Genomic DNA, 12,550 nt, shown 5'->3' with positions numbered 1-12,550 from the left:
CATGCTCAGGAGGGAGAGAGAATTATGAAACATATTTTAAAGAAAATGCTTTGCGTCATTTTGACCGCAGCAATCATACTTTCAGGAAACGTTTATCAGATGCCTGAGGTAAGTGCAGCGGCAGATTTAAACTGGGGATTGGAATTGGATATCAGCGGACATACGGATTTAAAGATTTCTGTTTCAAAAGTGGATGAGAAACAGGCTGTTACAGCCCATATTACAGCTGGAGCAGATACATTTACTAAGAAACTAGATATTACAAGTCAATCTCAAGACTTTGAGATAACCTTTGATAAAGGTTACGCACCAGGTGTAAAAGTCACTGCATATCTTGAGACAGCTGATAAAAGAAAGACTACAACAGCTACAGATTACGTAGGCAAGCATGTCATATCTACATACGATGGACAGGCAAGTCCAAAGCAATTTACCGTAAAAGAAAGCTTCAAAGGCACAATAAATAATATTTCTGCAGATGTCGGAATTAAAGATATATATATAGGGAAAGTTAATGGAGATGGAACACTTCAAGTGGATTATCCTGCACAGAATATAGGAAACAAAATACAGGTTACCTGGGGAGACGGCTATTGTCAGGAGACAAGAGAGTATACAATAACAAACAGAAAGTTGTCTATTGGTGGTATGATGTTCAGCAGGGATTCTATTTCAGCTTACGAAATTGATAATGATGTTCGATTGCACGCAAGAGTTAACGGAGTAGATTATTATTCTGTATTTGGCAGAGAGTATAAAAGGGATAAGCCACTGATTAAATATCCAGTTCAACCAGTTGGACAGAAAGTCGAATTGTGGCTGGAAGCAGAAGATGGCAGTGTTCAAGAATTGAGGACAGCTACCATAGAAGCCTGTAAACTACCATGGGGTGATACTCGTTTTATGAGTTGTTATCCAAAAAAAATATCTGATTGGGCTCCGGATAATTCTACGTATGTTATCGCAAAAATTGGAAGTAATCAATATCGTGGTACTGTAAATAAAGGTAAATTTACAATAAATTATCCGAGGCAAAAAGACGGTACTCCGGTTTCGTTGACTGGATATGATGAACATGAGTGTCCAAGTGAAGTTCTTAATAAAAAAATTAGTAATGACAATCAGAATATAAAAACAGAAAAACATTTTTATGCAGCATTTCCCAGCAGGGCATCAGGGAAATCTCCATTTTATGATAGGCTGTGTGCTGAAATAAATGGAAAGATTTATTATGGAAATTACCCAAGTAGTAGTTCTGAAACAGTATATGTATCATATCCTCCTCAGTCTGTGGGAACGAAGATTAAGTTTTGGTATGAAGACTCCAATGGAAGTTTTACTAATACGATTACAAGAACTGTCGGTAAAAAAGATATTGAAGTGAATATCAAAGATTTGTCTGTCAGTCGTTTGTCAGGCTCTTATTATCAAGATTATGAACATCAAGCAGCACCAAGTTATATACGAGCGACTATTAATGGAAAAACCTACAACGGTACATTCAAAAAAAATGACTTTAATGAATATAAATATAATATTTCTTTTCCACAGCAAAAGGTAGGATCAAAGGTCACTGTAACAGTGGAAGATAAAGATGGATGTAAGACTTACGCCTCTTCTACCATTAAAAATAAAGCTATTAAATTTAAGCTAAATGCTGGTACGGGGTATGCTGATGGTGAAGTATGGGGTGAGACATTGCCCAAGACAAAGATAACCTTAAAAATAGGAAATCGTACTTATAATACTACCGCAGACAACGATGGAGATTTCTCGATTTATATACCTATTTTTAGAACAGGTACAAAGGTTTATATAAAAGCGGTTGCTCCAAACGGATACTACAAAGTAATCAATACTTCTATTAAGAAGTCTTATTGTAAGGTAAAGGTTAAAAATACCCAGTTTACAAAAACAAAGTATGCCAATATTCAATGTACAGGTGCGGAGAAAACGGATAAACTCAAGATTAAAGTCAGCGGTAAGACCATAACGAAAAAGATTAAGGGCAAGAAATTTAATGAAACAATTAAAGTAAAACTTCCAAAGAAAAAAGCTGGAAAAAGTATAAAAGTTATTATTTATGACAAATATGGAGATCAGAGAGCAAGTACGACAAAGCAAATTTATATTGGCCGGAACATAACGGTCGGCATGTCTACCAAGAAGGCTGTACTGACAACATGGGGAAAGCCTGTATATAAAACAAAAGCAAAAAAAGGGTATAAGGAATGGGGATTTATAAGAGGGAATTATGGATTGATTGCTCTTATTAAGAAAGGGAAGGTAAGAAAAATTTATAAAGGAAGATTAAATTAGTAAATTCTTAAAGTATTGCTGCATACTACCTGATTACATATTTATAGTATAAATAACCAGAGAAACTGCAAAAACCTTCCCGTTACGGGAAGGTTTTTTTCGTTATTTTATCCATAATATTTGCTGTCATCTTAATATTTTTATGCAATTTCTACGTCATTCAACGTTAGTTTGTTAAAAATCAAACTTAATTTTCTTTTTTTTATATTCATCAACAATTATTTACTGGTAGTTTTGGAAGGTTTGCCTTAACTAATCTCGTAAAAAAAGAAAGAATCTGCTCTTTACTTTCCACATCGTGTATCCGATACAATGAACTTAACAAATAACAGAAACGCAATAAGAAAGGAGCAACTATGAGTGTAATTATGGCTAACGCCATCGGTACTGGGATTTTCTGCTGTATCTGGCAGGGAGTCGGTTCTGCCCTGGGGCTTGCCACATGGATCGGATTCGTCGGATGCACTTCGTACTTTTCCGCCGGCTGCGGGAAAACAGGGTTTATCAAATCGATGTGCAGCAACTACACAGGGCTGCTGTGGGGAATGCTGATCATTCTGTCCGGAGGCATCAACAACACAATCATCTTTGGAGCAGTCGTAACAGGATTCTTCTCCTGGCTGATCGTATTTCAATCTCACATTGATGTTTTGTCTCTGGTACCCAATACGTTTATGGGAGGTTTTTCTGCATTCGCCAGCGGCGGAGATTGGAAAATGCTCTTAATATGCCTTCTGTTAGGCAATATTCTTGGAGTGTCCTGTGACTATTCAGGCAGATTCCTTTTCAAGAAATTCGGAAAAGAATAACTTAAGCCAAAAGACACAGTCTCTGATTGAAAACCATGAAATTGATAATAAAAAAGGAGTGTGAAACAACCATGAGTAAAATTACAAAAAAAGAGTATGGGGAAGAAATGGAAAAGGGCTTTAATTTAAGAACTGCAATGGAAGAAGCATCCAGATGCCTTCTCTGCCATGATTCACCTTGCAGCAAAGGATGCCCGGCAGGAACCGATCCTGGAAAGTTCATCCGTTCCCTTCGTTTCCGTAATATAAAAGGAGCTGCAGAGACAGTTCGTGAAAACAACCCGCTGGCAGGCTGCTGTGCTCAAGTCTGTCCATATGGTAAGATGTGTGAGCAGGCGTGCAGCCGTACAGGAATTGACAAACCGATCGAGATCGGAAAGATCCAGCGTTTCCTCGTAGAAGAAGAGAAAAAACAGGGAATGGAGTTCTTAGAAGCTGCAGAGCCGAAGAAAGAAAAGATTGCATGTGTCGGTGCAGGTCCAGCGTCTTTATCATGCGCAAGACAGTTAGCTTTAGAAGGATATTCTGTGACGGTCTATGAAGCGCAAGATAAAGCGGGCGGTGTTCTTACATATGGAATCATCCCGACCAGACTTCCTCAGGAAGTGGTAGATTTTGATATCCAGACCATCGAAAAGCTTGGCGTTGAATTTAAGTTCAACGAAGCTGTTGATGCAGCAAAGCTTGAAGAGCTTAAAAAAGATTATGATGCGGTATTTGTTGGAGCTGGTCTCTGGAAATCAAAGATGGTTGATATACCTGGCAAAGACTTGGAAGGTGTGGTAACTGCCATTGACTTCTTAAGAGAAGCTAAAACAAATACAGAGCAGCTGGTTCTTGGAGAAAATGTCATCGTCATCGGCGGCGGGGATGTTGCCATGGACTGTGTAACTACTGCAAAACAGCTGGGGGCAAAGGCTACCATCGTTTACAGGAGAACCGTTGAAGAAGCACCTGCGGACATCGATGAAGTCAACTTCGTACAGAGCATGGGAATCCCAATCATTCAGGAATTCGCACCGGCAGAGATCGTCGGAGAAGAAGGACATGTGACCGCAATGAAATTTGCAGGACGCGACGGGGAATCCGGACTGACCATGAAAACTGACCAGGTTGTGCTGGCGATCGGCCAGGCAATCGGAGATGATGTGGCAGCCATAACAGCCGGTGAAAATGTCTTCACAGGCGGGGACATGGTAAACGGCGGAAAAACCGTAGTAGAAGCTGTTGCTGAAGGTAAAGAAGCTGCAGAACAGATCGCAGACTATTTTAACAAATAGAAAGGAGGCATTGTATATGTCCATTAAGAAAGATTTATCTATTGATTTTTTAGGAGTCAAATGTGAAAACCCGTTCTTCCTCTCATCCTCTCCGGTAGGAAGCAACTATGAGATGTGTGCCAAAGCTCTGGAAGCAGGTTGGGCAGGAGTTTATTATAAAACCATTGGTATTTTCATTCCGAATGAATGCTCCCCTCGTTTTGATATCACTTCAAAGGAAGGGACCCCTTGGACCGGATTTAAGAACATGGAAATGATCTCAGATAAACCTCTGGAAGATAACCTTGAATATATGAGAAGGCTGAAACAGGATTATCCGACCAAAGTCATTGTTGCCAGTATCATGGGAAGCAACGAAGAGGAATGGGAGATTCTTGCGAAAAAAGTAACAGAGGCTGGAGTTGACATGATCGAGTGTAACTTCTCTTGTCCGCAGATGACATCCTCTGCCATGGGATCTGACGTAGGACAGAATCCGGACTTGGTGCGCAGATACTGTGAAGTTGTCTCAGGCGCTACACATCTTCCAGTGATCGCTAAAATGACTCCAAATATCGGAAACATGGAGATTCCTGCTATCGCTGCAATGGAAGGCGGGGCGAAGGGAATCGCTGCTATCAACACGGTCAAAGCCATCACAAATATTGATGTAGAAAATATGACAGCAATGCCGGTTGTAAATGGTAAATCCTCCATCTCAGGTTACTCAGGAGCCGCTGTAAAACCAATCGCTCTGCGTTTTATCACACAGATGAAACAGCATCCGGAATTAAAAGATGTGCCGATCACAGGAATTGGCGGTATCGAGACATGGAAGGACGCATTAGACTTTATCCTCGTAGGATCTTCCAACCTTCAGGTGACAACCTCTGTTATGCAGTATGGATACCGCATCGTGGAAGACATGATCAGCGGACTGTCTCATTTCATGGAAGACCATGGAATTGACAAACTGTCTGATCTGGTAGGAGTGGCACTTCCGAACATCGTGCCGGCAGATGATATCGACCGTACCTTTATCCTCTATCCTGAATTCAATAAGGATAAATGTGTGGGATGCGGCAGATGCTATGTATCCTGCTTTGACGGCGGACACCAGGCCATCACATGGGATGAAGAAGAGAGAAAACCAGTTCTCAATGAAGACAAATGCGTTGGGTGCCATCTGTGCCTGAATGTCTGTCCGGTGATGGACTGCATTACCCCTGGCAAGGTTGAAATGAAACCGGGAGTAGAAGAGCATGAAGTAAAAATGAAAACCAAGTATGAGTAAAGCATAAGTCAGATTGGGGGACAATCATATGAAAAAGTTCGACTTAGTGATCAAGAACGGTACTGTTGTAACAGCTTCTGAAATGTTTTCTGCGGATGTAGGCGTGCAAGACGGAAAAATTGTGGCCATTGCAAAAAATATTGAGGCAGATGCGGATGAAGTATATGACGCCGCAGGAAAGCTGGTGCTTCCGGGAGCACTGGATGTGCACACCCATTTGGCAATGCCGTTCGGCGGTACGATTTCTTCTGACAGCTATCTTTCCGGAACCAGGGCAGCTGCCTGCGGAGGAGTCACGACAGTCTTTGACTATCCGGTACAGCATACCGGGGAAACGATCCGGGGAGTTATCGCGGAGAAAAAAGCTGTTTTAGAGAAAGAAGCATGTGTGGATTTTGCATCCCACTGCTGTATCACAGACCTTTCTGACGGAGCGATCATTGAAGAGATGGAAGAAGCCGTCAAAGAGGGGATCACAAGTTTCAAATGCTTCCTTGTGTATAAAAAAGAAGGATGGATGGTAAGTGACGGAACACTTGCTAAACTGATGCTTCGTGCGAGGGAACTGGGAGCAATGATCAATGTCCACGCGGAGAATCCGGATTTGATCGATATGTACACAGAACAGTTTTTAAAAGAGGGAAAGACAAGTGCCTGGTATCATTACATGAGCCGTCCGGAATTTGTGGAGGCTGAGGCAGATAAAAGAGCTGTACATTGGTCAAAACACCTGGATGCACCGTTATATCTTGTACATATGGCGGATAAGGAAGGGCTCGAGGCCTGCCTCCAGGCCAAAGAAGAAGGGGCGCCTGTGTTTGTGGAAACCTGCCCGCAGTATCTGGAGTTCACCTGTGATGTCTATAAGAGAGAGGACGGACGTAACTTTGTATGCTCCCCTCCGATCAAAGGACAGGAGAGCCAGGACGCATTGTGGAAAGCGATCAAGAACGGTTCCATTGATACCGTAGCCACTGACCATTGTCCGTTCCAGAGTTATGAAAAAGACTGGGGTAAAGACGACTTTACAAAGATCCCGAACGGATGCTCAGGAATTGAGAACTTATATCCATATATGCTGGATGCAGCAAACTCCGGAAAGATATCTTTCCAGAGAGCAGTAGAGCTGTGCTCAACAAATCCTGCAAAGATCTTCGGATGTGACCAGAAAGGTTCTATTGCAGTAGGTAAGGACGCAGATATCGTCATTTACGACAAAGATAAGGATTTCACGGTCAGCGTTGATACAATGCATTCAGACTGTGACCATACCATCTGGGAAGGCAAAAAGCTTCACGGATATCCAGTGCGCACATTCCTCCGCGGAAATGTAGTGTATGCAGACGGAGAGTTCAAGGGAACTCCTGGTATGGGCCAATTTGTAAAACGAAGCCCTAGAAAATTAAGATAAAAAAGCGAGGGTACCATGGGTAAGGCGGTTACTAGAAAAGAAGCGGAACAAATGCTTGAAAATGCATTGGAGATCGGGGCGCGTATGCTGATCTCCGGTGCAGAGATCAGCCGCGTGGAAGATTCGATCCTTCGGATCTGCACAGCTTATGGATCTGAACGGACTGAGGTTTTTTCTATTACATATACAATTGTTGCCACTATTTCCTCCAAGAATTTCGGTATCATAACCCAGTCCAGAAGAATCCATGGCTTAGCTTTTAATCTTCAGGAGCTTAAATATCTGAACAATTTGTCCCGGAACGTGTGTGTGAGCCTTCCGGATATGGATGAAGTCAGAAGTGATCTGAAAAGGATTCACGAATTGCCCCAATATACGAACCGGCAGGGCATGCTGATCTATGCATTAATATCATCTGCCTTTACCCTGTTTTTTGGAGGCTCTGTGCTGGATGCGGCAATCTCCGCGGTCATAGGAGTTTTGATCAAGATCGTGGAGATCCCTCTGAAAAACATGAACATGAACCGTTTCCTGGTCTCCTGCCTTTGTTCCTTGGCAGCAGGGGTCCTGGCGGTCATGGCGGCACGTACAGGAATTGGATGTTCCTCTGATAAGATCAGTATCGGTAATGTGATGATCCTGATCCCCGGACTTATGTTTACAAACTGTATCCGGGAAATGATATCAGATAATTTTTTATCAGGCCTGACCCGTTTCGGGGAGGCAGTCCTTTTAAGCCTTTCTATTGCTTTGGGCTTTGCAGTGGCCAGCTGGCTGTAATCAAAATGTCTGCATTATGAATTGAGAGGAGTTTAAAATGAGCGGATTAAATCAAATCATAGCAGCATTTTTCGGCGCCCTGGGCTTTGCTTTTTTATTCAATCTGCACGGGAAAGAAATTTTCTATACCTCACTGGGAGGGTGTCTTGCATGGTGCGTGTATCTTTCGGCAGGGCTGATTTTTCCCCAGTATGGGAAACAGTATTTTGCGGCGGCATTATTTTTAGGAATCTACGCGGAATTTTTGGCAGTCAGGACAAAGGTTCCCGCAACATTATATCTTGCAGTCGGCATGATCCCCCTGATCCCCGGGGCGGCATTATTTATGATGATGCAGAACGCATTCAAAGCTGACTGGGAACAATTTGCACAGTACCGGCTGGAAGCATTTATTACAGGAGCTTCCATAGCTTTTGGAACGATCGTGGCAGCTGTGTGCTGGAATATTTTTAAAAACTATCGGTTAAACAAAAAATAAGGAGGTTTCATTATGTATACATGTGATTTAGATCGGATGGCAGACAAAATAAAAACGATGAGCAAGTTTGGGGATGCGGGACACGGGGGCATCACAAGATACTCACTTTCACCGGAAGCCTTACAGGCACGGGGAGAATTCGTAAAGAGAATGGAAGCCATCGGGGCAGAGATCAAAACAGATGATATGGCAAATGTCTATGCGACACTCAAAGGATCTGAGCCGGATCTTCCGAACATTGTTATGGCTTCCCACTGTGACTCTGTAAAGAACGGCGGAAATTATGACGGAATCCTTGGGGTTATGGGAGCTATGGAAGTTCTGGAGTCCATTGCAGACCAGAAGATTCCTCACAAACACAATGTAACCGCTATGATCTGGACCAACGAAGAAGGTTCTTTATATCCGCCGGCTATGATGTCCTCAGGGGTAATCTGTAACGACTATCTTCCGGACGATATCAAGAAAAACTTTATCCATGAAAATATGCTTGCGTCCAAATCTGTTCTGGATCCTGAAAAAACATTCGGGGAGGCATTGGAAGCTTCCGGATATAAAGGGGCCAGAGAAAACCGTTTAAATAACAAAGACTATATGGCTATGTTTGAGCTTCATATCGAACAGGGACCGATCCTGGAAGCTGCAAAGAAAGATATTGGTGTCGTAACCTGTGTTCTTGGAATGATCAATTACAAGATTAAGGTTTACGGACAGTCAGACCATGCGGGAACCACTCCGATGAAATACCGCCAGGATGCTTTATACGGAGCTTCAAAGGTTCTTCAGTATCTCCACGATGAGTTGGATAAACTGGATCCAGAATTGGTTTATACAACTGGAGAGATCTACTGTCATCCAAATGTACACACAGTTATTCCAGACTATGTAGAATTCTCTATTGATGCAAGACATGAAAAACCAGAAGTGATCGAACAGGTTGTCAATGTTATCAAGTCAATGCCAAAAGAAGTAGTAAAATGCAAAGTCGATTATGAAGTGGCATGGACCAGAGATACTGTTTACTATGACAAAGAACTGGTTAATTATGTACAGGAAGCAGTGGATGAACTCGGTTATTCCAACCAGAAGATCAATTCCGGTGCAGGACATGATGCTCAGTTTGCAGCATACATGATGCCGACAACAATGGTATTTGTTCCTTCTAAGGACGGACATTCTCACTGTGAACCAGAATATACATCACCGGAACAGTGTACTCAGGGGGCATCTGTACTTCTGAACGCAGTTTTAAAATGTGATGCCGACAAGTAGGTAACATCGTTTTCCTTTACGTTAATATAAGCAGAAAGAACGCTGTGGATTTCAGCGTTCTTTCTGCGTTGCCAAATATACAAAAGATCTATGTCACCCTATATTAAACCGATGGTTTTTGGTATAATAGCAATGGCGTAAAAAATGTACTGAGGGAGGTGTTTCTTATTTTTATAGACAAGCCTTATTATAGCATAGGGGAACTCTCGGCAATCTGCGATATTCCGCAGAAAACACTGAGGTATTATGATGAGATCGGTCTGTTTACTCCGGACCAGAGAAATCAGGAGACTCATTACCGCCTTTATTCTAAGGGGCAGATCATCACGGTAGTCATTATTAAGAATTTGAAACAAATGGGGTTTTCCTTAAAAGAAATCAAGGAGATCGTTTCTGAAAATGAAGCCAAAGCACTTGAAAAAAACATGCTGATTAAACTTCAATCTATGAAACAAGAGATTGAGGAGAGCATCAACCGATACACGGAATATTGCTATTTTCTGAAGAGAATTCAGAGTGGTATTGATATCCTTGAAGAGCTGTCGGACAGCCGTTCCGATGAGATGAAGGTCTCTGTAGAATTTATTCCGGAGGTTCATCTTTTATATGACCGCCGGGTCATGAAGGATTATGATTATTCAGAGATCTCTCTTGAACGGTGGCTGGGGATCATGGATAAGGCCAAGACCATGAATTGTAAGATAGTAGGTCCGGTATATGTCACTTTTTATGACAGCAATATACTCAATAAATTCCTGTCCCAGGATTCTGAGATTGAATTCGCTGTCCAGGTGGAGGAGTCAAGGCCTGCTGATCATATCCGTCCTTTCGGCGGAATGCTTGCGGCCACGGTGATTCATATAGGGAATTATGAGGATATTTCAAGTACATATATCCAGTTGATCAAGTGGATCAAAAAGCACGATTATAAGACCGTCGGACCGGCCACGGAAGAATTTATCCTTTCGCCCCTGGATGTAAATGATGAGACCCGGAGGGTCACGAAGATCATCGTACCGGTGGAGAAGGAGTAAGAAGTTTTTATTTTTTAATCCAGTAAAGAAAGAGAGCCATCCTGCAGATACTTTGATAGTTTCTGCAGGATGGCTCTCTTGATGTCAGAGGAAATTTCTATACCTTATCGTGCGCAGCACGTCCACCCGAAGGGTATATAATACGGTGTGCCCTGTGGGTATGACATTTTCCACATGATTTCCGTTCGGCTCTTAGAATGCCTCACTCCAATCATGTAGAAAATGGACGTAATGTCTGCTGGAGAAGGGCTTCTGTCAAAAGAAGGGTGACACTTTTCAAAAGTTATTTACCACTATTGGAGGAGCGTATTTCAAAAGCGCGACGGAAATAGTGGTAAATAACTCATTCCCACAGGGCACACCGTGTTTTATATCCTTCGGATGGACGCGCTTCACGCGATAAGGTATAATATTCTTATACCCAATAGGGCAGCTCGTATTTTATGCCCTTCGGGCTTGGCGCACTACGCACGATAAGGTTATACCCAAAAGGGCATCCCGTATTCCATACCCTGCGGGTGGACGTGCTTCGCACGATAAGGTATACCCAATAGGGCATCCCGTGTCTTATACCCTTCGGGTGGGCGTGCTGCGCACGATAAGGTATATGAAATTTGAGTGGAGGGACTTTATTTTGGACAGAAATCAATATTACTCTATCGGCGAAGTGGCAGCCACTTGTAATACGTCGATTAAAACACTTCGTTATTATGATGAGATCAAGCTCGTGGTACCGGAGATCCGTAAGGCGGAGAGCAAATACCGCTACTACAGCAAGGATCAGATGGTGACGATCTCTATTATCCGGAAGCTGCGTATGCTGGGTTTTTCTATTAAGGAGATCAAAGAGATCGTTTCTGCGGACCAGGTTAAAAATCTGGAGCAGAAGATTGAAGATAAGCTGGTGTGTATTAAAAAAGAAATAGAAAACCTGAATCAGAAATATTTTGAAGGAGAGCAGTTTCTTCAGAGATTAAAAGAAGGCGCCCAGATCCTTCACCTCTATGACGATGAATTAAAAAAGATCCAGGCCGGTGAGCTGGAGGCGATCTCCGTCAAAGAGGTGCCTGAAGTGAATCTGTACCACTCCCGTAAGATCATGCAGTCCTACCACAACGATGAAGTCTCCCTGGAGCGCTGGGTAGAGATTAATGATGAAGTCTCAAGACATGGCCTAAAAGTCTGCGGACCGATCACTGTCACCTATTACACAGAGCTGCTGGACCAGTTTCTATCCAAAGACTGTGACATAGAATTCGGCATCCAGGTGGAGGAAAGCTCTTCCCCGCACGTCAGAAAGTTCGGCGGTTTCCGGGCAGCAACTGCGTTCCATGTGGGTCCATACAGTGATGTTATCAAAACCCATATCAAGATCATTCAGTGGATCAACCAAAACCACTATAAAATAGCAGGCCCGGTATCAGAGGAATTTATCATCTCTCCTGTAGACCTGCGCAATGAAAATGAACATGTTACCAAGATTATCATTCCTGTCACAAGAGCTTGACAACGTTGAGCGTCTAATGCGATTTGATAAGGTCAAATCATTTCCCTACATATTTTGTGTACATCCTCGCGGAGCGTTTTGATGTCATGAGTTATTTACCACTATTTCCGTCGCGCTTTTGAAATGCGCTCCTCCAATAGTGGTAAATAACTTTTGAAAAGTGTCACCCTTCTTTTGACAGAAGACCTTCTCAAGCAGACATTACGTCCATCCGAAGGATATAAAATACGGGATGCCATCCTGCGATAGTTTTTATCCATTTTCGCCAGTTTGAAAGCTTTGTATCTGTTGTGATTTTTTCAATTATCTCCAGCTAACGATTGAATGACTCTCATACGATAAGAGAAAAGAATGTGATGAGATTTTAAAAATAATTTGGAATTCAGT

Annotated in this window: 10 protein-coding genes; all 10 read left to right on the top strand. The window is 42.5% G+C overall.

From position 1 onward, the window contains the following. Positions 1-24: 24 nt before the first annotated feature. The 10 genes from AR1Y2_RS16975 (at position 25) to AR1Y2_RS16925 (ending at position 12,163) form a co-directional block, all read left to right on the top strand. Positions 25-2,319, top strand: coding sequence for a hypothetical protein (locus AR1Y2_RS16975; protein ID WP_137330036.1), 2,295 nt, complete (start codon positions 25-27; stop codon positions 2,317-2,319). A gap of 356 nt (positions 2,320-2,675) precedes the next feature. Next, positions 2,676-3,128 carry a DUF1097 domain-containing protein gene (locus AR1Y2_RS16970; protein ID WP_137330035.1) on the top strand — a complete coding sequence of 151 codons (453 nt, stop codon included), beginning with the start codon at positions 2,676-2,678 and terminating at the stop codon, positions 3,126-3,128. 71 nt (positions 3,129-3,199) lie between these two features. After that, complete coding sequence (locus AR1Y2_RS16965; protein WP_137330034.1) at positions 3,200-4,408, top strand: FAD-dependent oxidoreductase; 1,209 nt, start codon at positions 3,200-3,202, stop codon at positions 4,406-4,408. 16 nt (positions 4,409-4,424) lie between these two features. Beyond that, positions 4,425-5,681, top strand: coding sequence for an NAD-dependent dihydropyrimidine dehydrogenase subunit PreA (gene preA, locus AR1Y2_RS16960; RefSeq protein ID WP_137330033.1), 1,257 nt, complete (start codon positions 4,425-4,427; stop codon positions 5,679-5,681). 28 nt (positions 5,682-5,709) lie between these two features. Further along, complete coding sequence (gene hydA / locus AR1Y2_RS16955; protein WP_137330032.1) at positions 5,710-7,092, top strand: dihydropyrimidinase; 1,383 nt, start codon at positions 5,710-5,712, stop codon at positions 7,090-7,092. A 15-nt stretch (positions 7,093-7,107) separates the two neighbouring features. After that, positions 7,108-7,872: a threonine/serine exporter family protein gene (locus AR1Y2_RS16950; RefSeq protein ID WP_137330031.1), complete on the top strand. Its 765-nt coding sequence runs from the start codon at positions 7,108-7,110 to the stop codon at positions 7,870-7,872. Between the two features lie 37 nt (positions 7,873-7,909). Continuing rightward, positions 7,910-8,350, top strand: a complete 441-nt coding sequence (locus tag AR1Y2_RS16945) for a threonine/serine exporter family protein (protein ID WP_137330030.1) — start codon at positions 7,910-7,912, stop codon at positions 8,348-8,350. A gap of 12 nt (positions 8,351-8,362) precedes the next feature. Continuing rightward, a complete protein-coding gene (locus tag AR1Y2_RS16940; RefSeq protein ID WP_137330029.1) occupies positions 8,363-9,622 on the top strand; it encodes a Zn-dependent hydrolase in 1,260 nt (419 codons plus the stop codon). Positions 9,623-9,780: 158 nt separating this feature from the next. After that, positions 9,781-10,656, top strand: a complete 876-nt coding sequence (locus tag AR1Y2_RS16935; protein WP_137330028.1) for a MerR family transcriptional regulator — start codon at positions 9,781-9,783, stop codon at positions 10,654-10,656. A gap of 634 nt (positions 10,657-11,290) precedes the next feature. Next, positions 11,291-12,163 (top strand): MerR family transcriptional regulator, encoded by an 873-nt coding sequence (locus AR1Y2_RS16925; protein WP_243118794.1) that lies wholly within the window; start codon positions 11,291-11,293, stop codon positions 12,161-12,163. Positions 12,164-12,550: the final 387 nt, after the last annotated feature.

The sequence above is a fragment of the Anaerostipes rhamnosivorans genome (genome assembly GCF_005280655.1).
GTDB classification, from domain to species: domain Bacteria; phylum Bacillota; class Clostridia; order Lachnospirales; family Lachnospiraceae; genus Anaerostipes; species Anaerostipes rhamnosivorans.
Note: the sequence above shows the minus strand (reverse complement) of the source record. Positions and strands in the feature narration are given on the sequence as shown.

Coding starts and splice junctions, on each gene's coding strand:
- AR1Y2_RS16975 (WP_137330036.1), top strand. CDS start 25: ATGAAACATATTTTAAAGAAAATGCTTTGCGTCATTTTGACCGCAGCA.
- AR1Y2_RS16970 (WP_137330035.1), top strand. CDS start 2,676: ATGAGTGTAATTATGGCTAACGCCATCGGTACTGGGATTTTCTGCTGT.
- AR1Y2_RS16965 (WP_137330034.1), top strand. CDS start 3,200: ATGAGTAAAATTACAAAAAAAGAGTATGGGGAAGAAATGGAAAAGGGC.
- preA (WP_137330033.1), top strand. CDS start 4,425: ATGTCCATTAAGAAAGATTTATCTATTGATTTTTTAGGAGTCAAATGT.
- hydA (WP_137330032.1), top strand. CDS start 5,710: ATGAAAAAGTTCGACTTAGTGATCAAGAACGGTACTGTTGTAACAGCT.
- AR1Y2_RS16950 (WP_137330031.1), top strand. CDS start 7,108: ATGGGTAAGGCGGTTACTAGAAAAGAAGCGGAACAAATGCTTGAAAAT.
- AR1Y2_RS16945 (WP_137330030.1), top strand. CDS start 7,910: ATGAGCGGATTAAATCAAATCATAGCAGCATTTTTCGGCGCCCTGGGC.
- AR1Y2_RS16940 (WP_137330029.1), top strand. CDS start 8,363: ATGTATACATGTGATTTAGATCGGATGGCAGACAAAATAAAAACGATG.